Origin of the sequence: Halalkalibacter lacteus, from assembly GCF_036663595.1 — a bacterium.
Lineage (GTDB): Bacteria > Bacillota > Bacilli > Bacillales > Bacillaceae_D > Halalkalibacter > Halalkalibacter lacteus.
In genome coordinates this window covers 63,065-88,182 of sequence record NZ_JAWRVL010000003.1, presented here as the reverse complement: position 1 = coordinate 88,182, position 25,118 = coordinate 63,065, and the positions used below count along the sequence as shown (strand labels likewise).

The 25,118-nt window shown below is 39.3% G+C and carries 24 protein-coding genes and 1 riboswitch; of the genes, 2 read left to right on the top strand and 22 right to left on the bottom strand.

What is annotated here, in order from left to right:
* Positions 1–18: 18 nt before the first annotated feature.
* The 5 genes from floA to SAZ04_RS03095 form a co-directional block, all read right to left on the bottom strand.
* On the bottom strand, positions 19–1,017 hold the full coding sequence (gene floA / locus SAZ04_RS03115) for a flotillin-like protein FloA (protein ID WP_332690907.1): 999 nt from the start codon (positions 1,015–1,017) through the stop codon (positions 19–21).
* Positions 1,018–1,021: 4 nt separating this feature from the next.
* Positions 1,022–2,377 carry an NfeD family protein gene (locus tag SAZ04_RS03110; RefSeq protein WP_431308949.1) on the bottom strand — a complete coding sequence of 452 codons (1,356 nt, stop codon included), beginning with the start codon at positions 2,375–2,377 and terminating at the stop codon, positions 1,022–1,024.
* A gap of 202 nt (positions 2,378–2,579) precedes the next feature.
* The gene (locus tag SAZ04_RS03105) at positions 2,580–3,023 is read right to left on the bottom strand and encodes a GatB/YqeY domain-containing protein (protein ID WP_332690904.1); all 444 of its coding nucleotides are present in this window, start codon (positions 3,021–3,023) and stop codon (positions 2,580–2,582) included.
* Positions 3,024–3,045: 22 nt separating this feature from the next.
* Positions 3,046–3,219: a 30S ribosomal protein S21 gene (gene rpsU, locus SAZ04_RS03100; protein WP_003323311.1), complete on the bottom strand. Its 174-nt coding sequence runs from the start codon at positions 3,217–3,219 to the stop codon at positions 3,046–3,048.
* Positions 3,220–3,480: 261 nt separating this feature from the next.
* Entirely contained in the window at positions 3,481–4,656 is a 1,176-nt protein-coding gene (locus tag SAZ04_RS03095) for a thiolase family protein (protein ID WP_332690903.1), read from the bottom strand.
* Positions 4,657–4,851: 195 nt separating this feature from the next.
* Here SAZ04_RS03095 and SAZ04_RS03090 point away from each other — a divergent pair, with 195 nt between their 5' ends.
* On the top strand, positions 4,852–5,778 hold the full coding sequence (locus tag SAZ04_RS03090; protein WP_332690902.1) for a Na/Pi symporter: 927 nt from the start codon (positions 4,852–4,854) through the stop codon (positions 5,776–5,778).
* A gap of 67 nt (positions 5,779–5,845) precedes the next feature.
* On the opposite strand, the gene SAZ04_RS03085 is transcribed toward SAZ04_RS03090, so the two are convergent.
* The gene (locus tag SAZ04_RS03085) at positions 5,846–6,352 is read right to left on the bottom strand and encodes a hypothetical protein (protein ID WP_332690900.1); all 507 of its coding nucleotides are present in this window, start codon (positions 6,350–6,352) and stop codon (positions 5,846–5,848) included.
* Positions 6,353–6,761: 409 nt separating this feature from the next.
* Between SAZ04_RS03085 and ymzB the strand changes: the two genes are divergently transcribed.
* The gene (gene ymzB / locus SAZ04_RS03080; protein WP_332690898.1) at positions 6,762–7,118 is read left to right on the top strand and encodes a protein YmzB; all 357 of its coding nucleotides are present in this window, start codon (positions 6,762–6,764) and stop codon (positions 7,116–7,118) included.
* A gap of 51 nt (positions 7,119–7,169) precedes the next feature.
* On the opposite strand, the gene SAZ04_RS03075 is transcribed toward ymzB, so the two are convergent.
* From SAZ04_RS03075 to hemW, 16 genes are all read right to left on the bottom strand, one after another.
* Positions 7,170–8,384 (bottom strand): TlpA family protein disulfide reductase, encoded by a 1,215-nt coding sequence (locus SAZ04_RS03075; RefSeq protein WP_332690896.1) that lies wholly within the window; start codon positions 8,382–8,384, stop codon positions 7,170–7,172.
* Positions 8,385–8,511: 127 nt separating this feature from the next.
* The gene (gene deoC / locus SAZ04_RS03070) at positions 8,512–9,186 is read right to left on the bottom strand and encodes a deoxyribose-phosphate aldolase (protein WP_332690894.1); all 675 of its coding nucleotides are present in this window, start codon (positions 9,184–9,186) and stop codon (positions 8,512–8,514) included.
* Positions 9,187–9,331: 145 nt separating this feature from the next.
* On the bottom strand, positions 9,332–10,108 hold the full coding sequence (locus SAZ04_RS03065) for a 3-oxoacyl-ACP reductase (RefSeq protein WP_332690892.1): 777 nt from the start codon (positions 10,106–10,108) through the stop codon (positions 9,332–9,334).
* Positions 10,109–10,117: 9 nt separating this feature from the next.
* A complete protein-coding gene (locus tag SAZ04_RS03060) occupies positions 10,118–11,164 on the bottom strand; it encodes an ABC transporter substrate-binding protein (RefSeq protein WP_332690890.1) in 1,047 nt (348 codons plus the stop codon).
* A gap of 1 nt (position 11,165) precedes the next feature.
* Positions 11,166–11,927, bottom strand: a complete 762-nt coding sequence (locus tag SAZ04_RS03055) for an ABC transporter permease (protein ID WP_332690888.1) — start codon at positions 11,925–11,927, stop codon at positions 11,166–11,168.
* On the bottom strand, positions 11,924–12,688 hold the full coding sequence (locus SAZ04_RS03050) for an ABC transporter ATP-binding protein (RefSeq protein ID WP_332690887.1): 765 nt from the start codon (positions 12,686–12,688) through the stop codon (positions 11,924–11,926). Before SAZ04_RS03050 ends, SAZ04_RS03055 begins: the two co-directional genes overlap by 4 nt.
* A gap of 16 nt (positions 12,689–12,704) precedes the next feature.
* Complete coding sequence (locus tag SAZ04_RS03045; protein WP_332690885.1) at positions 12,705–14,186, bottom strand: acyl-CoA reductase; 1,482 nt, start codon at positions 14,184–14,186, stop codon at positions 12,705–12,707.
* Positions 14,183–15,301, bottom strand: a complete 1,119-nt coding sequence (locus tag SAZ04_RS03040; RefSeq protein WP_431308948.1) for a LuxE/PaaK family acyltransferase — start codon at positions 15,299–15,301, stop codon at positions 14,183–14,185. The genes SAZ04_RS03045 and SAZ04_RS03040 overlap by 4 nt, the downstream gene beginning before the upstream one ends.
* A 102-nt stretch (positions 15,302–15,403) precedes the next feature.
* Positions 15,404–15,505, bottom strand: a riboswitch (TPP riboswitch).
* A 109-nt stretch (positions 15,506–15,614) separates the two neighbouring features.
* On the bottom strand, positions 15,615–16,964 hold the full coding sequence (gene mtaB, locus SAZ04_RS03035) for a tRNA (N(6)-L-threonylcarbamoyladenosine(37)-C(2))-methylthiotransferase MtaB (protein WP_332690879.1): 1,350 nt from the start codon (positions 16,962–16,964) through the stop codon (positions 15,615–15,617).
* 5 nt (positions 16,965–16,969) lie between these two features.
* Entirely contained in the window at positions 16,970–17,722 is a 753-nt protein-coding gene (locus SAZ04_RS03030) for a 16S rRNA (uracil(1498)-N(3))-methyltransferase (RefSeq protein ID WP_332690876.1), read from the bottom strand.
* 65 nt (positions 17,723–17,787) lie between these two features.
* The gene (gene prmA, locus SAZ04_RS03025) at positions 17,788–18,723 is read right to left on the bottom strand and encodes a 50S ribosomal protein L11 methyltransferase (protein WP_332691373.1); all 936 of its coding nucleotides are present in this window, start codon (positions 18,721–18,723) and stop codon (positions 17,788–17,790) included.
* Between the two features lie 29 nt (positions 18,724–18,752).
* Positions 18,753–19,865: a molecular chaperone DnaJ gene (gene dnaJ, locus SAZ04_RS03020; RefSeq protein WP_332690873.1), complete on the bottom strand. Its 1,113-nt coding sequence runs from the start codon at positions 19,863–19,865 to the stop codon at positions 18,753–18,755.
* 317 nt (positions 19,866–20,182) lie between these two features.
* Positions 20,183–22,015 (bottom strand): molecular chaperone DnaK, encoded by a 1,833-nt coding sequence (gene dnaK / locus SAZ04_RS03015; RefSeq protein ID WP_332690869.1) that lies wholly within the window; start codon positions 22,013–22,015, stop codon positions 20,183–20,185.
* Positions 22,016–22,068: 53 nt separating this feature from the next.
* Positions 22,069–22,623, bottom strand: a complete 555-nt coding sequence (grpE, locus tag SAZ04_RS03010; RefSeq protein WP_431308947.1) for a nucleotide exchange factor GrpE — start codon at positions 22,621–22,623, stop codon at positions 22,069–22,071.
* A 96-nt stretch (positions 22,624–22,719) separates the two neighbouring features.
* Positions 22,720–23,751 carry a heat-inducible transcriptional repressor HrcA gene (hrcA, locus tag SAZ04_RS03005; protein ID WP_332690863.1) on the bottom strand — a complete coding sequence of 344 codons (1,032 nt, stop codon included), beginning with the start codon at positions 23,749–23,751 and terminating at the stop codon, positions 22,720–22,722.
* Between the two features lie 191 nt (positions 23,752–23,942).
* Positions 23,943–25,091: a radical SAM family heme chaperone HemW gene (hemW, locus tag SAZ04_RS03000; protein WP_332690860.1), complete on the bottom strand. Its 1,149-nt coding sequence runs from the start codon at positions 25,089–25,091 to the stop codon at positions 23,943–23,945.
* Positions 25,092–25,118: the final 27 nt, after the last annotated feature.

The following is a 25,118-nucleotide window of genomic DNA, read 5'->3' as shown; positions in this document are numbered from 1 at the left end:
TTAGGGGAGGATTCATGATTAGTCAGCCTTCGGATTTGTATCTCCATCAGTTGCTTTACTAATGGAACCACGCATATCCGTGTCAGCCATCACATTCTGGTAGTTCATATAATCCATAACACCCATGTTTCCTTTACGTAATGCTTCAGAAAGTGCCATAGGTACTTCCGCTTCAGCTTCAACAACCTTCGCACGCATTTCTTCAACTTTCGCCTTCATTTCTTGTTCTTTCGCTACAGCCATCGCACGACGCTCTTCCGCTTTGGCTTGAGCAATCTTCTTGTCTGCTTCCGCTTGATCGGTTTGTAATTCTGCACCAATGTTCTTACCGATATCAATGTCCGCGATATCAATCGATAGAATTTCAAAAGCCGTACCTGCATCTAACCCTTTTGATAGCACTGTTTGTGAGATCATATCTGGATTTTCCAACACTTTTTTATGGTTATGAGCTGAACCAATTGTCGAAACAATCCCTTCACCTACACGCGCGATAACTGTATCTTCCCCTGCACCACCGACAAGACGGTCAATATTGGCACGAACGGTAATACGCGCTTTCGCCTTTACTTCAATCCCATCCATCGCTACACCAGCAATAAACGGTGTTTCAATAACCTTTGGGTTTACACTCATTTGAACAGCTTCAAGCACATCACGCCCCGCTAAATCAATCGCTGCTGCACGTTCAAACGTTAATTCAATATTCGCACGTTGAGCTGCAATAAGAGCGTTAACGACACGGTCAACGTTACCACCAGCTAGGTAGTGCCCCTCTAGTTTAGACGTACTGAGATCAATACCTGCTTTCACCGCTTTAATTAACGGATTTACAACGCGCGCAGGAATAACACGACGTAACCTCATCCCTACTAATTCAAAAATGCCAATTCGAACTCCTGCCGCCAAGGCTGAAATCCAAAGCATAACTGGTACGAACGTAAATAATACCGAGAGTAAGATTAATAGAACCGCAAGTCCTATTAACAAAGTAATACTACTAGCATCTAATACCATGTACTTATTCCTCCTTCAATGTTTTTTCTTTTACTTCACGAACAACGATACGCGAACCGGCTGTATACACAACTTCAATTTCTCTACCCTGTCCAATATATCCTCCCTCAGAGACAACGTCAAGACGCTCTTGTTTAAAAACTGCTGAACCAGATGGTCTGAGAGGAGTTAATGTTTCGCCTATTTGACCTATTAATTCTTTTTTCGTTTCATTTGTAATATATCCTTTTTCTGTACTTGTTGAATCGGTATGAATAATCTTCTTCATCGGACCACGGTGACCAAAATACTTGAATATAAAAACAGTTGAAACAGCTGTTATAACAAGAGCAATGGCAATATAGATCAACATAGAAGCTGTTGAAAAAGATGCAAGGAGCATCCCCCCTATAACAGACGCAATGCCTAACAGTCCAAATATTCCGAACCCCGGCACAAAAATCTCAATCATAATAAGCAAAAACCCAAAAACAAATAAGATCATCGACTCCCAGCCAGCAAAACCAGCAAACATATGCCCAAAGAAGAATAACAATAATGCAGATATCCCCATCATACCAGGCACACCAAAACCTGGAGAATACAGTTCAAGCACAAGTCCTAAGCTACCAATTGATAAGAGAATCGGTATCACAACAGGATGCGTAACAAAACGTGCAATCTGTTCAGAAAAACTCACTTCCATATCTCGCTCGATAGCATTCTCTAACCCTAAGTATTCAAGAAGCTCCACACGATTAGATACTACCGCCTCAGCATACCCAACTTCCTTAGCTTGCTTTGCCGTAAGTGTCAATAAATCACCCTCGCCTGCTCCGAGTTCTGGTAAATCAATGCGCTGATCAGCCATCGCAAGTGCATATTGTGGATCGCGGTCATTCAGCTCAGCAGCACTACGCATTTCTGATAACCAGTACGATTGTGTCTTATCTTCAGCAGCATTACCAGCACCATCAATTACAGCAGCGGAACCCATTGTAGCTCCTGGTGCCATAATGATTTCATCAGTATTTAAAGCAATATAAGCACCAGCTGAAATCGCCTTGCTTTTTACAAACGTGATCACAGGAATTTCCGTTCCTTGAATTAACGTGGCGATGTTACCAGCAGCATCAACAGCTCCACCTGGCGTATCCATTTCTAGAATAATGTGAGTTGCTCCATCTTCTACTGCCGTTTTAAATGACCGGGACATAAAAGCCTCAAGTCCGCGCTCAACTGTTTGTTCAACCGGAATGTAATACACAACAGGCTCTGTCCCTTGCTCCTCATCACTATAAACAAGCATTTGAATTGGTAAGAGTAAGCATGCGATAACAAGTAATGTGATTGAACACATTAACCGTAGTCTCATTCTCATATGTACCTCCCTTCTTGTTGTTATATTCCTTCTACGAATACAGCTTCCTAATGGTTTCATTTTTTTTAACCCTTTTCATGTATACGTTTAATTATCCCAATTCTTTCTCCATTCTATCACGAAAAATCCCTCACCCTCTTTCTAATCTGTTAAAAACAAAAAAAACGTCTCACCTCTAACTAGAGATGAGACGTTTGTGTCATTATGATAAGTATTGTTGCACAAGACGATTCACAAGACCACCATCAGCTTTTCCTTTAACCTTAGGCATGATTGCTCCCATGACTTTACCCATGTCTCCTTTGGTTGAAGCCCCAACCTCAGCAATTGTCTGTACGACAATTTGAGTGACTTCTTCTTCAGAAAGCTGCTCTGGCATATAGTCTTCAAGCACGACGATTTCATCACGTAACTTGGAAGCTAAATCTTCACGGTTTGCTTGTTCAAACTCATGGAGGGAATCCTTGCGTTGTTTCAGTTCGCGATTAAGCACCGTAAGGCTATCATCGTCCGTCAACTCACGTCCGAGCTTGTATTTCTCGTTTTGCAACGACGACTTTACCATACGGATGACAGAGAGTCTATCCTTTTCTTTGTTCTTCATCGCATTCTTCATGTCTTGATTCAACCGTTCAAGAAGATTCAATGAAAGCACCCTCTCACTTCAATTAGAACTTACGTTTTCTTGCTGCTTCAGATTTCTTCTTACGCTTAACACTAGGCTTTTCATAGTGCTTACGCTTTTTAACCTCAGCCAACGTTCCTTCTTTAGAGAGTGATCTCTTGAAGCGACGAAGTGCAGCATCAATCGATTCGTTTTTGCGAACACGAGTTTCTGCCATTTTATTTCCCTCCCTCCGAAACAACCAACTCAGGACGTACAACCATTCGAGTGCACGTCTCCTAGCATTATAATATAATGAGAGCTATTGGTCAACCGAAAACCGACAAATTCCACTCAGTAAAAACTCATATTCTCTCTAAATTGATCTCTTTTATCAATTATATTTTCGAGATGTTCTCCATTAAGATACTGCAACTCACAAAAAATACTCTTACACTCTGACCATGACCTTCTATATGTTTCATGATCATATAGACAATTACGATTCATGTTCTATTAAAACTGCAATTCCTTGCCCTCCTCCTATACATGCAGTAATTAGTCCAAATTTAGCATCTCTTCTGCAAAGCTCGTAGATTGTTTTTACCATTAAAATAGCTCCTGTAGCCCCAAGTGGATGTCCATGTGCAATCGCACCACCATTTACATTCAATTTATCAGCTGGAATTGACAGGTCCCTATTTACCGCGAGTGTCTGAGCGGCAAATGCCTCATTACATTCAATAACATCAATTTCATCCAGTGTCTTGCCTGATTTAGCTAGCAATTTTCTTACAGCCGGGACAGGTCCTATTCCCATAATATTAGGATCGACCCCACTAACAGTAGCCTCTCTAACAACAGCTAACGGCTTAAGCCCACACTGTTGTGCTTTTTCACGTGACATCACCAGAAGTGCTGCCGCTCCATCATTTAAGCCAGAACTATTTCCAGCTGATACTGTGCCATTTTGTTTAAAAACGGGTGGGAGTTTGGCTAAGCCTTCTATTGTTGTTTCAGGTCGTGGGTGTTCATCCTTTTCAAATACAAGAGGAGCACTTTTACGAGTTGGTATCGTAATGGGAACGATTTGTTCAGTGAAGTACCCTTCTTTTATTGCTTTTGCCATTCGCTTCTGACTCCTTAATGCAAATTCATCTTGCTCTTCACGTGTAATTGCATATGTTTCAGCTAACTTTTCTGCTGTAATTCCCATCGGTGGGTCTCCTATATCTTTTGGTGAGAGTTGCGCTGCTCTAAATTGCGGGAGAGTGGCTGCGTATGCTTTAGTAGGACGATCCATTAAGTAAGGAGCCAGGCTCAAACTTTCCGTTCCACCAGCGATGTAAATATCTCCATCTCCCGCTCTAATTGCTTGAGCTGCAAGTAGAACGGAATTTATCCCTGAACCACACTGACGGTCAATCGTAAGGCCAGTTGTTTCCAAGGGAAATCCCGCCTGCAAAGCTGTTAAACGTGCAATGTTGCCACCACCACCTGAAACATTTCCTAGGATAATGTCATCAACCTTGTTTGGATCGCATTGCACTCTTTTGATGGCTTCAGTTAATACAATTGCACCAAATTCATGTGCAGCAAGAGATGCTAATGCTCCTCCTTGCTTAGCAATAGCTGTTCTAACAGCACTAACGATCACTGCATCTCGCTTCTCCATGCCTAATCCCCCTTTACTTAAAATACCGACTACTAACCAACTAGTTAGTATGTTAATAAGTGTATGAAAGTATGAATTACTATTTACCAATACAATATACATCTGAGTTTCTGAATATTCAATTCTTCATTTCGCTTATTTAATGTCATGCTTGTTCACTTTTGTCCATAGATTGAATAGAGAGGTGATATTAAAGTGATCAAAGAATTATTTTCGTTATTGGCTGTTTTTATTGCATTATTTTTATTTGGAATGGTCGTCATGAGAGCAGGACTTTTTCACCTCGGACAAGCGCGATTCCAAAAGATATTACACCGTTTAACGGATACAGCATGGAAAGGTCTCATTGTTGGAGCGATTGCAACGGCAATCCTTCAGAGTAGTTCAGCCATTATTATCATGACAGTTGGACTCGTCGCAACAGGTCTTCTTGCGTTTCGCCATTCAATAGGAATCATTTTAGGAGCTAACATTGGAACAACGATGACAACAGAGATGCTAGCTCTTGATTTATCAATGTTCATTGTTCCCCTTCTTATCATTGGTCTCATCTCTCTTTTGCTTCCTAGTTTGAGCGCATATTCATTAGGTTGCTTCTCTTTTGGATTAGCCTGTATTTTTATCGCAATGGATGGGTTAGAGACATTAGCTTATCCACTAGCTTCTATTCCATCTATTCATTCCTTTTTTGATTTGACAAATGAACATCAGCTATTAGGTATTGGCATCGGAACTGTTTTAACAGCGATCATTCAATCCAGTACTGCGACAACAGCAATTGCAATGGGGTTTATGAGTGATAATGTCTTAGGCTTGAAGGCAGGCATTGCTATCATGCTTGGGGCTAATATAGGAACATGCGTTACCGCTTATCTTGCAAGCCTCGGTTCTGGTCAGAGCGCTAAACTTGTTGCATACGCTAATATTTGGCTAAACGTCATTGGTGTTTTATTATTTATTCCACTTATCGGATGGCTAAGTATGTTCGCTAGTAGTTTAACTTCATCACCAATGATGCAACTTGCACATGCAAGCCTAATATTTAACGTCTTATGCTCCATTATTCTGCTTCCTTTCGTAACGTTTTTTGCAAAATTGGTTGAATGGATTCATGTAAAGTGAGAAGGAAATTAAAGAATTTTAAAAGGGTAGCTGTTGACTTCTGTCAACTGCTACCCTTTCATTTAAATTAGTTTTGAAACAATTGACTATACGACATGTCTTGACCTGATTGTCCTTGCCCTTGATTTTGCTGATTTTGCATTTGTTGTAACTTTTGAAGCTCTTGTTGTTGCTGTTGTTGTTGTTGCGTTTGCTGTTGCAACTGTTGCTGAGATTGGTTAATCTGTTGCGTCATTTGATTTAGCACATTAATTGACTGAATCGATTGACCAACATTTCCGAGCATTTGAGTAGCTTGTTGAATGGATTGTTGTAATTGTTGGAATGTTTTCTGTTGCTGTTGTTGTGCTTGAGTGCTAATTTGTTGCATTTGTTGTAAAAGTTGATCAGTTTGTTGCTGATCTTGACCAGGTGACATCATTGAGTTTGCTTGCTGTTGAGTTGTTTGAAGTCGATTTAATGTTGATTGCATTGTCTCCAAATGCCCTCTAAGCGGATTTAACTCCTCACCAATTTCCTCCTCAGCCTTTTCCTCAGCTACACGTTCAATGATTTCTTCAGTGTTTTTTTCCATTCCAAACTCCTCCTTAAAATGCTCTTGATTCATATTTGTTACATCAGCATGTCTAACATAGGCTGGTGCCGGCTTAGGTTTACTTCTAAAGAAATAAGCTAAAGCACACATAGCAACAACAAGTGCTAAAACAATGAAGAATAACATTCCATCGATGGTAATGCACCTCCAAATCAAAACCTGGCCAAAACCAATGGTCCAGGACAAAAATTATTATGATCAAGATGACATCAAAATATTTAATAAGACATACTCCAATCTTATCCATCCCTCAAAAAGTGCCTTTGTTTGATAAAAAGGCACTCTTTTAATGATACAGTTAGTGCAATGATTAAGGGTTTCAAAATAGATAGAGAATGAACGAACTATGATCTGGGAATCGTATTGATATACATAAAGGAGGTTGGTTATGTCTCAAGATATTCATGAATTATCAGAGTGGTTAGAATCACATAAAGGAGAAACATTACTCATTCAAAAAGGTGAGTTAGCTACTGGACTACAGCAAATCTTTGATATTGATCAAGTCACTCTCCAACTTGATCATATATCTGTCGCATCAAATGAGGCAACTGGCGATGACTATTTGCCAAGGCAAGAACTAGTTCTTCACGGCAACGGCAGCATTCAAAGTCCAGAAGGAGAAAAACCTTTACCTCAAAATGCGTATGAAATCCCTCTTTATGGCAAAGTGAACACGACAAACGAGAAAGATCGTTTAAAAGTCGAAACAGAAAAAGCGATCTATGATATTCATCTACAGTAAATAAATCAAACAAAAGCAAAGGTGATCCGATTGGATCCTTTGCTTTTGGAATTATTGCTCTATATTCAATTGGTCAAGCTTACGTATCATTAACTCTTGATTCAGTGGACCAATATGGATATCACTTATGATTCCATTTTCATCAACAAACAGTGAAGTTGGTAAAGGTCTTATTTGAAAAAGAGAGGCAACCTCCCCATCTAGATCAGCAAGAACTGGGAAACTTAATCCCATTTCATCGACAAAATCTTCAACATGTGCTTTAGAGCTCTCTGTATTCGTTCCATTTACCGCAAGAAGAACAACATCTTGAGTTGTATAGAACCTTTCCATATCAGGTAACTCGGCTCTACAAGGAGGACACCAGGTTGCCCAGAAATTAATCATAACTGGTTCCCCTTTAAAGTCAGAAAGTGAGATCTCTTTTCCATCTAAGTTATGTAAGGTGAAATCAGGTGCCTTATGACCAACTGCAATGCTAGATGCTAAAGATGAATCTATCTCTTTAGCGTCTTTTAGGGCTACATTAAAGCTACTCCAACCTACTAACAAAACAAGCACGCCAATAACAACAATACCTCTATTATCATTCCTTCCAATTTGGCATACATTTTCCTTTATTCGATTTAAACCAATAAGCCCAGCAAAAACGAGAATAAAATAAAACCAACTTGGAACTGAAGTTACAATCATTCTTACTTGAACGATAAGGGATAATACTCCCATTATAGCGCCATATAGAACGACTAAACGATAAAAAAGAATTTGCGGTTCGGATTGTTTTTGTTTTTGAATAAAGAACAATAGCAATAATCCAATATTAGCAATCATTTGGAATAGACTAACTGGATAGCCACTAGAATCAAACGAATAGAACGCGAAGTAGACCGTCTCAACTACAAGGTAACTTACTATGATATGTATAAAAATGTTGATTCTAACTATCGACGCCTTTTTGGTTTTCCAAAAGATGTAGACGACCAAAAATCCCCAGGCAATCATCCATTCCTTCGCGCCACTTGGCATCGATAATACAGCAATCGGGTCCCTAATACTAATCATCGGATAGACAAGCAACGATGAGAATTGAAAAATGAGAAAAAAATAAATGACACCATTCCAATATAAATCAGTAAATGTTTTTGCTTGATTGTTATCTTCCTTTACTAAGTGGACTGATAAATAAAATCCTGCTGCAAAAAGCAGTACGAGCGTTAGCCACATTTGCTTAATTATAAATGGACCGAGCATCCATACACCGTCCATCGCCTATCACTCCTTAAATAAGGTTAACATTAAACTCTCTAATTTACATAAGAATGTCAATTAACATGTCTTCTAAGCAAGGAAGATGTCATAGTATAAAAAAAGCGAGAGTGTTCTCGCCTTTTCTTTAATAATCGGTTTTAGCTTGTTCTCCATTCACAATGGACACACCAGCACTAGCACCAATCCGTGTGGCACCAGCATCGACCATCTCTTTTGCTCCTTTTAGATCACGAACGCCACCTGACGCTTTGACACCTATATTAGGCCCGACAGTCTTACGCATTAGAGCAATATCTTCGGCGGTTGCTCCACCAGTTGAAAAGCCAGTTGATGTTTTTACATAATCTGCTCCTGCTTTTACAGCTAACTCACACGCACGAACCTTTTCTTCATCTGTTAGAAGGCTCGTTTCCATAATTACTTTCGTTAGAGCTTTTCCTTTGGCTGCATCTACAACTGCTCGTATATCTCGTCCAACTAGCTCATCATTCTTATCTATTAGTGCGGCAATATTGATGACCATATCTACTTCCGTTGCTCCATTTTTAATTGCGTTTGCTGCTTCAAATGCTTTTACCTCAGGGGTTGATGCTCCAAGAGGGAATCCTATAACTGTACATACTTTTACATTTGCTGACTCTTTCAATAGGTCGGCTGCAAGTTGTACCCATGTAGGGTTCACACAAACAGAAGCAAATTGATACTCTTTCGCTTCGGCACATAACGTTTCAATTTGCTCTTTCGTTGTATCAGGCTTTAACGCCGTATGATCAATCAGGTTTGCAATTGACTTACTCAATTGTCAACATCCTCTCTTTATGTAAGTAATCCGTACTTCTTATCAATTTTAGCCTAGTAGTTGTTTTGTGACGTGTGATACCGGCAAGTTTAGTATGAATAGAGTTCGCACACTCTAATCATGGTTTTCCCCTGAAAGATTTCGCCTATTTCATAACAAAGCCTCCGTCAACGACCATACATTGTCCTGTAATAAAAGTTGACCAGTTACTCGCAAAAAATAAAACACTTCCCACGACATCTTTTGGCTTGGCAATCCGGTGAAGAGGTGTTTGACTTTTTATTATTTCTTTCACTTCTTCTTTTGTTGTTCGGCTAGCATCTGTCGGATAAACCAGTCCTGGAGCAACACAATTTACCGTGACTCCAAATGCCCCAATATCAACAGCTAAGTTTTGAGAAAAAGCAAGAACGGCTCCTTTAGCTGTGTTGTAATCATGATAAGGAACGACCGGACGATAGACTAAATTGCTTACCATATTAATAATCCGACCTGATCTCTTTTCTTTCATAATTGGAATTACATACTTACAAACGTTGTATGTCGCTTTTAGTGATCCATCAATTTGACGTTGGTAATCGTCCCATTCTAGCTCCCAAGCAAGCTTTCTACCATCTGGGTCAAAAGTGTATGCGTGCAGTGCATTGTTAACCACGATATCAACAGTACTAAACTCTGCGATAATTGCCTCCGTCATCGCTTTCACATCTGAAGCTATCGTTACGTCTCCTCGTACGGTAAAGGTATCAACATCATATTGCTCCATTAATTCACTAGCAAGCTGTTCGGCGCGCTCCTTGCTTTTCACATAATTAATCACAACGGTTGCACCTTGCTCAGCAAAACCTTTTGCGATGGCCGATCCGATTCCTCGACTTGATCCCGTAACGAGAACAACCTTTTGTTGCAATTCAATATCCATCCTATCCCCCTAGTTTAATTGTTCTACTAATTCATTCGTCGTGATATTTTCAATATTCACTCTTTCACTTAATAATCCTAAGTCATAATAGGTTTTTTCAACTTCTTGTAATATATCTAGGTTTAACCAACCCAACCCATTATCATTCACTTCCGCGTTCGTTGAAGTCTGATTTCGAATGGTAATAATTTCAATATTCCTTTCTATATCTTGACCATCAATGGCAGCTGAAACAGCAATTTCAGCCGCTTCCTCAGGATGTTCCATCGTATAGGCAACGCTATCACGATAAACCTGCAAAAATCGTACCAATGCTTCTCTTTTCTCTTGAAAAGTCTTCTCCGTGACAACAAACACATCAGCAGGAGTATTTAACACATCTTTAACCTCAATAATCTTCACTTCACCTAATTCGTTTCTTTGTGCATCAAAAAGTCCTGTGTCCGTTGCCGCAGTTGCTACGACCTGTTTCGTCATTAATGGGCCAAAATTCAGAACTCCCGTTTCAATAATATTGACATCATCTTTTGTCATGTTTGCTTGGTGCAAAAGAACGAGTAGATTTTGATACGTTCCACTACTCAAGCTATAGACGCCAACATTTTTCCCACGTAGATCTTCCATGCTCTTAATATTACTTTCTTTAAGAGAAATGAGATTAAACACGTTCTCAGGGTAAATGTTATAAATGACTCGTAATTCCTCCCCTTGCTCTAGAGCTAGTAAAACAGCTTCAACATTTGCAAATGCGATATCAGCATTTCCTGCAATAATATTTCGAACAGCATCTCCACCACCAGCACCAGGAATGTATTCAAAATCAATGCTCGCTTCGTCAAACCAGCCTTTTTCCTCTGCTAAATAAAGATTGCTTTGCTCTGTAATTGGCTGACTCCAAGAGGCCATTTTTATTTTTTCAACTTGTTGCTCTTGGATAACATCCTCATTCTCTTCACTATTTTCCTGTACTTCCCCCTCTGCCCCACAACCAACTACACTAATCGTTAATGCAGCAAAGAATAAAGCAGTACTAATTTTTTTGATAAGTAGTTTCATTTCATTTCTCCCTAGAATAACTATATTTTTTAAAGAATAGTGCTTCAACCCAATTAATTAACTGATACAATAAAATTCCTATTACGGTAAGTAAAATAAAAACAGAGAACATTAATGTTGTATCTAACATCCCTTGAGATGCAATAATGAGCGCACCTAAGCCCTTATTTGCCCCGATAAATTCACTAATAACGGCTCCAACTACACTTAAAACTACCGCAACGCGCAAGCCTGAAAAAATGAATGGCATCGCAGTCGGAAGGCGTAATTTACGTAACGTTTGAAATCTTGTTGCTTTTAATGATTGAAACAGTGCCAATTTCTCTCGACTTACATGAGAGAGTCCTGTCACCGTACTCTCAAACAAAGGGAAAAAACAAACAAGCGCAACAATGATGATTTTAGGTGTATAACCAAAGCCAAACCACAATACAAGTAGCGGTGCGAGCGCCAATTTCGGCATGGCTTGTGAAGCAATGATATAGGGTTGTAATATTTCCTGCGTTGTTTTAGACTGTGCGACAAGAAATCCTAATCCAATTCCGAGAATAGCCCCAATGAAGAATCCTCCAAACACTTCAAATGCTGTCGCAATAATATGCGGGTAAAAATAACCGCTTTGAAAATGCTGAAACAAGTTAGCAGCAATAGTCGTCGGTGCAGGTAAAATGATTTTTGAAATACCCTTAACTTGTACAACAAATTCCCAAGTAATAAGCATGATGATAAACAACAAAAAAGAGAAAATCCTCGTTTTCTTCATGATGAACTCCCACCTAATCCGTCAATAGAGTCATAAAGTTCTTTTACGACCTTGATGAAAGAAGGATCATATTTAAGCTTTTTTGGTCTAAGTCTAGAAAAGGGCATCTGAAATTCTTTTACTACTCTTGCAGGTTGCTCTCCTAACAAAACAACACGATCAGATAAATATGCAGCTTCTGTAATGTCGTGGGTAATGAAGATCGTCGTAGAAGAAAATTGATCTGTTAACTTCATTAATTCTAATTGAAGTTGCTCTTTTGTCATGGCATCTAATGATGAAAAAGGCTCGTCCATAAGTAAGATTTCCGGCTCGGTCATAAATGCTCTAGCTAAAGTTACTCTAGACATCATTCCCCCAGATAATTCATGAGGATACTTATTTGTATGATCAGCTAAACCTACTAAAGCAAGTACTTCTTTCGCCTTATTACGATCCTCTTGATTCGGTCTTTTTTTTAACTCGATTGGCATAAGGACATTTTCTAAAACAGTACGCCATTCTAATAGTACTGGCCTTTGAAACACATACGTGATTTCGGTAAGTGGCTCTGTGATTACATTCCCTAATACAGTGATGTCACCTTTAGTCGGATTCAACAACCCACCAATCATTTGCAACAAAGTCGTTTTTCCACTTCCACTTTTTCCAATGATGCTAACAAACTCACCCTTTTGAACTTGTAAGTCAATGTGATCGAGTACAGGAGTTTGATCGCCTTTAAACTGCAAGGAGACATCTTGACATGCAATAATCGTCATTTTTCCTCACTCTCCTTTACTCTCTGTAAACATCAAAGAAATCCATTTGATCTTCTACCGTCGACTCAACATCACAAAACCTCACTAAATCAGCTAAATGGAACCTTCCATCGTGATGCCACCCTGGCTCTGGGTGAGGCATGGATCCTAGTGCACAAATTCGATTCACGCCACATTCTCCTAACATGGTAATGATTGGAGAAAATGCCTGAGGTGAGCAACCAACCCCGACCGTTTGCACAAAGCCTTCAACTTTTTTTATATACTGTTTGACTTCCATTATGTTATTGACCGGAATGACTGTCACAAAACGATTAAGTGGGGAAATTGGAAATTCTCTCTTTTTTTCTTCACCTAATTCCAGGTAGACAACTGTCCATTCTGTCCCCTGCTCACTCTTAATCAGATCAAGAGCAGAATTGTCAAAGCTTTCAAATTCTAACGCTGTCCGTTGCTTTACAATCGCATGGTGTTCTTCCTCTGTTAACGTTGCACGTGGGTGGGTTAATTGAAAATTGTCCATTTCATTTGCAATCATCTGTGCAAAATCACGTGCAGAATATGTACCGCCTCGTTCCACGAAAAACACATGCGGTGATAAACATCCTTGCTGATCAAACCAGGACACATCATAACAGGCAAGTTTCGCGGTTTGCCAGCCTCTCGTTGTTGCTAAACAATCTTTCGTAATCACACCAAAACTAACCTTATGACCATGTGAATGAAAACTTACATGTGAAGGTACTTTCTGCCTTACTGTTTCAATCGTCTCTTTTCCACCATAAGCAATCACAGCATTCGAGCATTGAAAACTGACTGTCTCTAAAGCATCGTCTCCACCTTTCCACCATAAGATTGCCATTGCATCTCCTAGCCTTGGATCAATTTCAGCAATCGTTTTTGCAAACAACACGGGAAATAACGGCTCAGAAGATGATACCTTTCCAATTGTAGCTGACTTAAGTAACATACCCGCAGCTAAGCTCCAAAGCGGCAGAGCTGGAACATTACCTGAAAAAATATGAGTAATGAGCTTGGGCCCGTATGCTCTTTGTAACCCACCTGATTTTCGCGGACGAAATTCATCTAGTACAAGAGGGTTAGGAAAATCTTCATCAACCATCCGCTGCAACTTTTCTTTCCGAAATTGTTTTACATAACGACTAATAAATAAGCGAATCATCTCACCGTCATAGCCTGTAATAATTGGCAATAGTCGTTCGGCTTGTTTTCGTAACTCATACTCAGGATGTAACCACTTTTGAACAGCTTGGTCGAAAACAGCAATGATCTCATTCGTATGAAGTGTTTGTACGTAGTCAGATTGTTGTTTTTTTAGTGCTTCTGCTATTGTTTCGATTAGATCTGGAGTCAACTCTGGAACTTGTAATTCAACCTTTTCTCCATGATGCTCAAACACTAATGTCTTATATGGGGTTTCACTAAGTAACTGTTTGCATCGCGTTGGTACATGAAAACAAGAAAAGCTTGTTGTCATACAACATCTCCCCTTGATGATTTTTCAGGTGCTACAAACTGATCGACAACTAACGAGCAGCCTTTCGCTTCTGCACCAGCAGCCCTACCTAGTAAATAAAACCCAACTTCTGTTTTGATCCCCATATCTTCTGTTAATATTCCCATTACGGAATTAAGATTAGCAAGATCATAGTGGACAATAATGCCTTTTTCACCTATTGGCTTCTCTTCCATTTGTTCGATATCAATCACAACCGTCCTCATCCAATGTGGTGTGTATTTGGTGGGATTGGTAAGGTGCATTTCGTTATGAAGAAGATTCCCATCATACATTTGTGAACTAAGTTCTGTCATTCCGTACATATTCAGACACATTTCTAAAGGTAAGCAAAATAGATTACTCATCTCTTGTTTAAACTCGGCTGGTGATATTTCTCTAGACCGCCCCTTTGCCCCACCTGTATCCATCAGGCGACTTTTTTGAGGCAACTGAAAATTAATGCCCTTTGTGCTGCATTCATCTAGTAAATGAATAAACGAAAAGCTTGCTCCTATTAATAAGACTGGTTCATCATTCTTTTCTGCTAGACGAAGTTCTTCAACCAGCTTTTCTACTTGAAACTCGTCTGTATTAAATGCATATAGACTATCTTCTGTTCCGAACGTTTTCTTAGCAATATGTAAATAATGAGCTAGTGAGGAATTAGGCATTACTTCTTCTGTTGGAAAAAGAACAAACATTTTCACTTTTTCTAGATCTGGCATGATAGACGCTTTGAAAAATGTCTTCATCGATAAATCATAAATATCTAAATCACGGTGATAGTTTCTTCCACGCTTTTCTGGATTCGTTGTTCCACTCGTCATAAATAACGCTTCTGTCCCATCAACTGGATGGCAAGATAATGTTGTAAGTTTAAAGGCATCAATCGGTACAGGAGGAATTTCAGTGAAATGTTTCACCGTTCTCGGTGAAACACGACGCTTCCTGCAAAACTTTCGAAACGTTTGATTGTATTCATATTGAAACTGAAATACTTTTAACGCCAATGCATTAAATTCTGCATCACTTGAAGCTGGTTGATTGATAAAATCGTTGACATCTTGTTTTATTGCTTCATAAGCACTTAACAATCTAAACACTCCAATTCAAAAAATTGCAAATACAATCTAAAAAGACCGCTTCTAATTTCGAGAGCGGTCATCATTCGTAACTATACTTCCAAAAAATAGCTGTTCATATGATGTCCACTTCCCTAAGCTATAATATAGTTCAGGTTCAAAGGGTTTAAAGTTATACTTTAATCTCAGCCTCATTCGGCTCCCCTAGTGGGCTAGTATTATCATGTAGTTCATCCAATCATATCATTAATATCTTGTTCTTGCTACAAATCTAAAAGGATATCCATCTGAGAAAAGGCCTTAAGTGATACTCAAGGCCTTTCATTTATCCATTTACGATTTGCTTTGCTCTTCCATCTTCAATAACACGAACAAATTCCCCTTGATTTAATGGATAACCAACCTGAGTGATTTTCACTTTAACAAGCTTTCCAATCATCTCTTCTGTAGCTGGAACTTTTACTTTCAAGTAGTTGTCAGTATAACCAACGAATAACCCACTATCCTTATCATCTTTATCACGCTCTTCTAAAATCACTTCAAGGACTTCCCCTTCAAAGTTTGAAGCATACTCTTTTGCAAGTTGATTAGAGAGCTCAATTAAGCGATGAACTCGCTCATTTTTCACTTCTTCTTCAACTTGATCTTCCATACGAGCAGCTGGTGTTCCCGTACGTTTTGAATATGGAAAAACATGAAGTTCACTAAATTTATGCTTCAAAATAAAATCAAACGTCTCTTGGAATTCTTCCTCTGTCTCTCCGGGGAAACCAACAATTACATCTGAGGTAACAGCTAAGCCGGGTAGAACTTCCTTTAGACGATCTAGGCGCTCTCCAAAGAATTCCATTGTATATTTACGGCGCATTCGTTTTAACACCGCGTTTGAACCAGACTGAAGTGGAATGTGAAGGTGACGTACGACTTTTTCTGATCGATCAATCACATTGATCACTTCGTCTGTAAGCTGACTAGCCTCAATCGAAGAAATACGAATACGTTTTAATCCCTCTACTTGTTCCAAATCTTCAAGTAAACGAGCAAGACTGTAATCTTTTAAGTCTTCTCCGTAACCACCTGTATGAATTCCTGTTAACACGATTTCTTTGTAGCCTGCCTCAACAAGTTGCGTTGCTTGTTTTATAACTTCTTGTGGATCACGTGAACGCATAAGGCCACGTGCCCATGGAATAATACAAAATGTGCAGAAGTTATTACAACCTTCTTGAATTTTTAAAGAAGCACGTGTACGATCTGTAAACGCTGGCACATCAAGCTCTTCATAAACGCGTGACTTCATAATATTCCCGACTCCATTAATTGGTTCACGTACACGTTTGAACTCTTCAATATACTCAAGCATTTTCACACGATCTTGTGTACCGACAACAACGTCTACCCCAGGAATGGCCATAATTTCTGCAGGTGACGTTTGAGCATAACAACCTGTTACACAAATAACAGCATCGGGATTTTTCCGAATCGCACGACGAATCACTTGACGGCTCTTTTTATCTCCTGTATTTGTTACTGTACAAGTGTTAATCACATAAACATCTGACGTTGCGTCAAATTCCACCTTCTCATATCCATCTTTTTGAAACAGTTGCCAAATCGCTTCTGTTTCATAATGATTTACTTTACAACCTAATGTATGAAATGCAACAGTAGGCATTACCTTCACCTCATTAATTCGAAATGGTACGAAATAGCAGCAAGCGCATAGAGTGATGCCGTTTCCGTACGTACTATACGAGGACCAAACCCACAAGGAATGGCTCCTTCTTCTGTCAACTGGCTAACCTCTTCCTCTGTCATACCACCTTCAGGTCCGATAATAATCAAGATCGATGAACGAGGCGAGAGTGCCGTAAGCGTTTTTACTAACTTTGCTTGCTCCCCACTTTTGGCTGACTCTTCATACGCCAAAAGGACAGCATCATATGAGGAAAGCTCTTGTTTCAACTCAGCAAAAGAATGAATGTCATAAACAGTAGGAATACGTTCTCTATATGACTGTTCAGCTGCTTCCTTCGCAATCTTTTCTAATCGCTCAATCTTCTTTCCTGCCTTTTTTTTGTCCCACTTAACTATGGAACGCGCGGCAGCATAAGGAAGGAACCCCGAGGCACCTAGCTCTGTTCCCTTTTGAACAATCAGCTCAAACTTGTCTCCTTTAGGAAGTCCTTGCGCGATCGTCACATGAACAGGGAGCTCTGTATTTGGATGTAATTCTTCTATAATATCAGCAATAATTTCTTTTTCCGTTTGACTTGAAATACAACACTTAACCGTTCGTGAATCATTATTACTACAAATAATCTCATCACCGACATCCATCCTCATTACTCTTAGAATGTGCCTGACATCATCACCAATAATATGAATGTGTCGATCCGTCATTTGCTCTTTCGCAACAAAGTATCGTTGCATCGTCATCGTCCTCACTATGGTTTTGTTTGTAGGGTTTAAAAAGGTCAGACCCTTTGTTATGCTCTTTACGCTTTTTTCGCGATAATGGCTACCCAGTCATCCATCTCAACAATTTCATTAATGATAAATCCACCACTTACAAGCGCATCTTTTACCTCTTGCTTTTTTCGTTTAATAATACCCGATGTAATATACGTTCCGTTTGGTTTAAGAACCGCTGCCGCATCTTGAACAAAACGAACAATGACTTCTGCTAGAATGTTCGCTACTACGATATCATACGGTCCCTCTATGTTTTCAAGTAAGTTATTCTGTTTCACCGATATGACATCTTCTACACGATTAAGCAACACATTTTGCGAAGCACTTTCAACAGCGACATAATCAAGATCAAGCGCTAGAGTACTTTTCGCCCCTAACTTTGCCGCAGCGATACTTAACACTCCTGAACCAGTACCTACATCAACAACCTTTTCCCCACCTTGAATAACTTTATCTAAAGCTTGAATACAAAGAACAGTCGTTGGATGAGTTCCTGTTCCAAAAGCCATTCCCGGATCGAGTTCAATAATTGTTTCTTCTTCTGTTGGTTCATACTTTTCCCATGTTGGAGTAATGGTGATCGAACTAGAAACTTTCACAGGCTTATAATATTTCTTCCATGCAGTTGCCCATTCTTCCTCGTGAACTTCTACAATTTGAACCTTATTATGTCCAAGATCGATATCATACATAGGCAAGCCATTAATAGACTCTTTAATTTCATCAAGCGTTTCTGCTAGAAAACTATTAACAGGAAAATATGCTTTAATAATGACTCCTTCTTTTGGATAGTCATCAGGAGAGAGTTGGTAGATCTCACCGAAACGATCGCCCCACTCACGAACAAGGTCCATGGGATCTTCTATTACGACACCACTTGCACCAGCTTCATGTAAAATATTACAGACTGGCTCAACCGCTTCCTCTGTCGTATGAATACTAAATTCCGACCATTTCATCATTTCTACCAACTCCACTTTTTAAATTATTAACTCTTAAAAGCCCTTCTTACTTTAGCAAAGAATCCATCATTTTGTTCATCTGGCTGTCCACCAGACATCTGGGCAAATTCACGGATCATGTCCTTTTCTTTCTCCGTTAAGTTCTTCGGTGTTACAACACGTACTTTCACATGTTGGTCACCTTGTCCACGTCCATGGACATTCGGTACTCCTTTTCCACGAAGGCGGAAATTCATACCTGTTTGTGTACCTGCGGGAATTTTCAGCTTTACTTTTCCGTTTAACGTTGGTACTTCAATCTCATCCCCAAGTGCTACTTGTGCAAACGTAAGTGGCATTTCACAATAAATATCATCACCATCACGTTCAAAAAATTCATGTGGTTTCACATTAAAGACCACATATAAATCGCCAGCAGGTCCACCATTAACACCAGCTTCCCCTTGACCTGATACACGAAGTTGCTGACCATGATCAATACCAGCAGGAACCTTTACGCTGATCTTTTTCCGTTTACGTACTTTTCCTTTTCCACCACAAGTTGTACATTTGTTTTTAATAAATTTACCCGTACCTTCACAGTGGTGACATACTCTACGATTCACTACACGACCAAATGGTGTATTTTGTTCTACATTTAATTGACCAGCCCCGCCACAATGTGAACACGTCTCTGGCTTTGTTCCTGGTTTCGCTCCGGACCCCTTGCAAGTTTGACACGTTTCTTCACGAGGTATATCAATTTCCGTATCTTTACCAAACACTGCTTCTTTAAAATCAAGTGTCATCGTATATTGAAGGTCGGCACCTTGACGTGGTGCATTCGGGTTACGACGTCCACCGCCGCCACCGAAGAACATATCAAATATATCACCAAAACCTCCACCAAAATCTCCAGATCCACCGCCAAATCCTTGATTCGGATCAGTATGTCCGAACTGATCGTAATGTGATTTTTTTTGTGGGTCACTTAACGTGTCATAGGCATCTTTTACTTCCTTAAATTTTTCCGTAGCGTCAGCTTCTTTATTGACATCTGGGTGATATTTACGTGCTAATTTACGATACGCCTTTTTCACTTCGTCAACTGAAGCACTTTGATCGACACCAAGAACTTCATAGTAATCTCGTTTACTCATGTTAACACTCCCGATTCTATTCCATAACGTTCATCTTATCATCATCTTATCTATATCTGCAAGATGTAGGATAGAAGAAACATTATCCTCTTTTTGGTATACATTCGTAGAAAAAGCCAAAGTCATCTACTCTGACTTTGACTTTTCTACATTACTCAATCAAGAAGCAACTTCTCAGGTTGCTATTTGACATTAAGGCTGATTCAATACCCTAGGGTCTGACCCGTATAGCACACTATTATGAACCTTCGTAAGAGATGATCTCCTATATATTGCGCTATCTAGTCGGGGTCTGACCCTTCCTGAGACAGTCTTTATTATTTTTTCTCTTCTTCTTTTACTTCTTCATAGTCCGCATCAACTACATTATCATCTGCTTTTTCAGCACCAGCTTCAGCACCTTCAGCGCCTTGTGCAGCTTGAGCAGCTTGCTCATACATCTTTGTTGATAACGCCATAACGATTTCTTGAAGCTCGTCTTTCGCTGTGCGAATCTCGTCAATATCATCTGACTCAATTGCTTGCTTTAGCTTATCTTTTGCAGCTTCCGCTTTCTCTTTTTCCTCTTGTTCAACACTTTCGCCAAGATCTTTAAGCGTTTTATCAGTTGTGAAAACAAGTTGGTCTGCTTCATTACGAAGCTCGACTTCTTCGCGACGCTTCTTATCTTCTTCAGCATTCGCTTCTGCATCTTTGACCATTTTTTCAATTTCGTCATCCGATAAACCTGAAGATGATGTAATTGTAATAGATTGCTCTTTGTTTGTTCCAAGATCTTTCGCTTTAACATTAACGATACCGTTCGCATCAAGATCAAATGTCACTTCAATTTGCGGAACACCACGTGGTGCCGGTGGAATATCTGTTAATTGGAAACGCCCCAGTGTCTTGTTGTATGCTGCCATTTCACGCTCACCTTGCAAGACGTGGATATCAACTGAAGGTTGGTTATCGGCAGCTGTTGAGAATGTTTGTGATTTTGAAGTTGGGATCGTTGTATTACGTTCAATTAACTTTGTAAATACGCCACCCATTGTTTCAATACCAAGCGAAAGTGGAGTTACATCAAGAAGAACAACATCCTTCACATCACCAGTTAACACACCCGCTTGAACAGCTGCACCAAGAGCAACTACTTCATCTGGATTTACACCTTTATGAGGGTCTTTACCAGTTAATTTCTTAATTTCAGCTTGAACAGCTGGAATTCGTGTTGAACCACCAACAAGAACGACTTTATCAATCTCACTAGCAGATAGACCAGCATCAGAAAGCGCACGACGAGTTGGAGCAAGTGTGCGTTCTACTAAATCAGAAGAAAGCTCTTCAAATTTTGCACGACTTAAGCTAAGCTCTAAATGCTTAGGACCAGTTGCATCAGCTGTGATGAACGGAAGTGAAATTTGAGTTTGAGTTACACCTGAAAGATCTTTCTTTGCTTTTTCAGCAGCATCTTTTAAACGTTGCATCGCCATTTTATCTTGAGATAAATCGATGCCATTGTCTTTTTTGAATTGCTCAACAAGATGATCAATAATTACTTGGTCAAAGTCATCCCCACCAAGTTTGTTATCTCCAGAAGTCGCTTTAACTTCAAAGAAACCATCGCCAAGTTCAAGGATTGATACGTCAAACGTACCACCACCAAGGTCATATACAAGAATTGTTTGATCTTCTTCTTTTTCAAGACCGTAAGCAAGTGCAGCAGCTGTAGGCTCATTAACAATACGCTCTACTTCAAGACCGGCAATCTTCCCAGCATCCTTCGTTGCTTGACGTTGTGAATCGTTGAAGTAGGCAGGAACAGTAATAACAGCCTTTGTTACCGTTTCACCTAGATATGCTTCTGCATCAGACTTTAATTTCTGAAGAATAATCGCAGAAATTTCTTGAGGTGTAAAGTCTTTGCCCTCAACTGTTTCTTTGTAATCTGTTCCCATCTGACGCTTAATAGACATTACTGTATTCGGATTTGTAATTGCTTGACGCTTTGCTACTTCCCCAACAAGACGCTCTCCGTCTTTAAATGCTACAACGGATGGTGTTGTACGATTACCCTCTGGATTCGGGATAACCGTAGCCTCGCCACCTTCCATAACAGCAACACAAGAGTTTGTTGTACCTAAATCAATACCAATGATTTTACTCATGAATTATTCCTCCAATTTAAGAATTGTCATTTTTCATTTCTATATGTAAAGGATTACGCATTAACTTTAACCATAGATGGTCTAAGTACGCGATCCTTTAGTTTATACCCTTTTTGTAATTCTTCCACGATTTGATTTGAATCAAACCCTTCTTCCTCAACCTGCATAACAGCTTGGTGTAAGTGTGGATCAAAGGTTTGACCAACTGTCTCAATGACTTCTATACCTTCATTTTTCAGTGTATCTTGGAACTGGCGATAGACCATTTCCATTCCTTGAAGAAGAGATTTTGCTTCCTCTGCTTCAGGTTTTACAAGTAGTGCACGCTCAAAGTTATCAATTACTGGAAGTAACGCTTCAATAACGGTTTGAGCTCTATATTTCGCAGCCGCTTCTTTTTCTTCACGAGACCGGCGACGGAAATTATCATAATCAGCTTGAATTCTAAGAATACGGTTATTAAGTTCAGCAATTTCAGCAAGACGTACGTCTTCTTCATTCAACTCAACTTCTTGCTCCGTTTCTTCAGCTTCTTCGTTTGTACCTGTCGCAGTTTCTTCTGATACAACCGTTTCTTCTTCCATCGTTTGCGTTTCTTTTTCTGTCAACTCGTTCACCTCCTAGTAAAATTAACTATAATCTATGTAGTATGACAAAAAGTTATTGAAGAGCCACTTCACAACTAATTGTCAATATTACCATTTTCACCCTTGTTGATACAAGTTCGTTAATTGCCTTGTTAGATCTTTAGATAACATATCAACAACTCCAATTACTCTCTGATATTCCATCCGTGTTGGTCCAAGTATTCCAATTGTCCCCATATGCTTCCCAGCAATCGAATAAGAAGCCGTAATTAAGCTACAAGTGTCAAATGCTTCCAAATTGTTTTCTTGACCAATTTTCACTTGAATTCCATTTTGGGGTGAACGAAGAATTTGATGCATCGTCTTATCTTCTTCTAACATATTAAGGAGCATACGAACCTTATCAACATCTCTGAACTCTGGTTGTGACAAAATGTTTGTTTTCCCACTATAAAATACTTTTTCTACCTTCTCTATATCTAAAGATGGGGCAAGCATTTGTAAAATGTGCTCATAGTCTTGCATATGAGTACGAAGAACACTCTTTACCTCAGTGTGTAATTTTTGTCTGAGCTTATAAAGCGGAACTCCCATTAACCGGTCGTTAAGAATATTAACTGTCCGTTCTAAATCAGCTGGTTCAATTGATTCTGGAACCACTATCGTTTGGTTTTCAACATGTCCTGTATCCGTAACAAGAATTAAGATTGCAGAGCCTTTACTAAGTGGGATAATTTGAATGTTTCGTAAAGTAGCTTCAAACATTTCAGGACCAAGAACAAGTGAAATATAACTCGTCATATTTGATAATACTCGAGCTGAATGTTGAATTACTTCTTCTACTTCTCTAATTCGATCATTGAAAATAGATCGAATGTCTAATTCTTCATCAGCCGTTAAATGATGAGGCATGAGAAGATTATCGACATAATAACGATACCCCTTTTGAGATGGGATTCGTCCAGCCGAACTATGTGGCTTTTCTAAAAAACCTAACTCTTCCAGGTCAGCCATGTCATTACGGATTGTCGCCGGACTAAACGTAACATCATCTCTCTTTGAGATGCTTCTGGAACCGACTGGCTCTGCAGAACGGATATAATCATCAACAATAGCATGCAGAATCAACAATTGCCTATCTGTTAACATCCCCTCATCACCTCTGTTAGCACTCACTGCATTCGAGTGCTAAATCTAATGCTAAATTACCAAATAGGTTGGGTTTTGTCAATCATTTAAACCTTATTTTTAAGAAGTAAAACAAGATAAAGAAGTGTGCCTTCCATATTTTCAATATATAAATATACACTACTCCCGTCTTCCACATTTAAACTTTTGTATTATTCGTCACTTAAAACCGAAATAAATTGCTCAAACACTTCATTACCTAGTAATAAACCTTCTTCAGTTAATTTAATACAATTGTCTTCCATCTTTACGAGACCACGATCTCGAAGGAACTCTATTTGTTGACGAAAACACTCGGTTAGTGATCGTCCATATAACTGTTTAAATAATTTGAGGTTCACACCATCTCGTTTCCGCAATCCCATAAACATTGCTTCTTCGATCCGTTCAACAGGACTGACTCTATGCGTTTGAAGATTTGGTGTACTACCTTGTTCAATCGCTTTTAAGTATTTAGGAATCGGACCATGGTTCTGATGACGAATTCCGTTCACATACCCATGAGCCCCAGCACCAAAACCATAATATTCTTCATTGTTCCAGTAGACGAGATTATGTTTACTTTCAAAACCAGCTTTTGCAAAATTGCTAATTTCGTAATGTACAAAACCAGCATCTTTAGTTCGTCTTAAAAGATCTTGATACATAGTAACTTCATCTTCTTCAGGTGGCAATGTTAGCTTTCCTTGGCGTTGCCTGTTATAAAAAACCGTCTTTTCCTCGATCTTTAAAGAATAAGCAGAAACATGCTCAACCTCTAATGCTAAAGATTCAGTTATCGTTTCGTTAAAATGAACTGGTAATTGATTTGGTAATCCAAACATTAAATCAAGAGAGATATTCGAAAAACCTGCTACTCTACTTCTAACAACGGCATCTTCTACACTTGCTCTTGTATGAGTTCGACCAATTTCTTTTAGTAACGACTCGTTAAACGTTTGAACCCCCATACTTAGTCGGTTGATTCCGTTCTTTTTAAGCACAGCAAGCTTGTCCTCTTCAATGCTATCTGGATTGACTTCGATTGTGTATTCTTCTATGTCTTTTAATGGAAGCACTTCTTGCATTCCTTTTAATAAGACATCAAGTTGCTTGGCAGTTAGCGCCGTTGGGGTTCCACCACCAATGTAAACTGTCTTCAATCCAGTGGTTGGGTGATCTCTCATCGTCCTTTTCATCTCGAGTAACAGTGAATGTATATAGTCATCAACTGGCTGGTTTTTTAAGAACACCTTATTAAAATCACAATAATGACAAATGTGTTCACAAAAAGGAATATGGACATATGCTGCTGTAATCAAACTTCTTACCTCCTTCCTTTTTTTAAT

What these genes read in the sequence shown, in the direction of transcription:
- floA (WP_332690907.1), bottom strand. Translation starts at nt 1,017, where the DNA reads ATGGTATTAGATGCTAGTAGTATTACTTTGTTAATAGGACTTGCGGTT.
- SAZ04_RS03110 (WP_431308949.1), bottom strand. Translation starts at nt 2,377, where the DNA reads ATGAGAATGAGACTACGGTTAATGTGTTCAATCACATTACTTGTTATC.
- rpsU (WP_003323311.1), bottom strand. Translation starts at nt 3,219, where the DNA reads ATGGCAGAAACTCGTGTTCGCAAAAACGAATCGATTGATGCTGCACTT.
- SAZ04_RS03095 (WP_332690903.1), bottom strand. Translation starts at nt 4,656, where the DNA reads ATGGAGAAGCGAGATGCAGTGATCGTTAGTGCTGTTAGAACAGCTATT.
- SAZ04_RS03085 (WP_332690900.1), bottom strand. Translation starts at nt 6,352, where the DNA reads ATGGAAAAAAACACTGAAGAAATCATTGAACGTGTAGCTGAGGAAAAG.
- ymzB (WP_332690898.1), top strand. Translation starts at nt 6,762, where the DNA reads ATGTCTCAAGATATTCATGAATTATCAGAGTGGTTAGAATCACATAAA.
- SAZ04_RS03075 (WP_332690896.1), bottom strand. Translation starts at nt 8,384, where the DNA reads ATGGACGGTGTATGGATGCTCGGTCCATTTATAATTAAGCAAATGTGG.
- SAZ04_RS03065 (WP_332690892.1), bottom strand. Translation starts at nt 10,108, where the DNA reads ATGGATATTGAATTGCAACAAAAGGTTGTTCTCGTTACGGGATCAAGT.
- SAZ04_RS03060 (WP_332690890.1), bottom strand. Translation starts at nt 11,164, where the DNA reads ATGAAACTACTTATCAAAAAAATTAGTACTGCTTTATTCTTTGCTGCA.
- SAZ04_RS03055 (WP_332690888.1), bottom strand. Translation starts at nt 11,927, where the DNA reads ATGAAGAAAACGAGGATTTTCTCTTTTTTGTTGTTTATCATCATGCTT.
- SAZ04_RS03050 (WP_332690887.1), bottom strand. Translation starts at nt 12,688, where the DNA reads ATGACGATTATTGCATGTCAAGATGTCTCCTTGCAGTTTAAAGGCGAT.
- SAZ04_RS03045 (WP_332690885.1), bottom strand. Translation starts at nt 14,186, where the DNA reads ATGACAACAAGCTTTTCTTGTTTTCATGTACCAACGCGATGCAAACAG.
- mtaB (WP_332690879.1), bottom strand. Translation starts at nt 16,964, where the DNA reads ATGCCTACTGTTGCATTTCATACATTAGGTTGTAAAGTAAATCATTAT.
- SAZ04_RS03030 (WP_332690876.1), bottom strand. Translation starts at nt 17,722, where the DNA reads ATGCAACGATACTTTGTTGCGAAAGAGCAAATGACGGATCGACACATT.
- prmA (WP_332691373.1), bottom strand. Translation starts at nt 18,723, where the DNA reads ATGAAATGGTCGGAATTTAGTATTCATACGACAGAGGAAGCGGTTGAG.
- dnaJ (WP_332690873.1), bottom strand. Translation starts at nt 19,865, where the DNA reads ATGAGTAAACGAGATTACTATGAAGTTCTTGGTGTCGATCAAAGTGCT.
- dnaK (WP_332690869.1), bottom strand. Translation starts at nt 22,015, where the DNA reads ATGAGTAAAATCATTGGTATTGATTTAGGTACAACAAACTCTTGTGTT.
- hrcA (WP_332690863.1), bottom strand. Translation starts at nt 23,751, where the DNA reads ATGTTAACAGATAGGCAATTGTTGATTCTGCATGCTATTGTTGATGAT.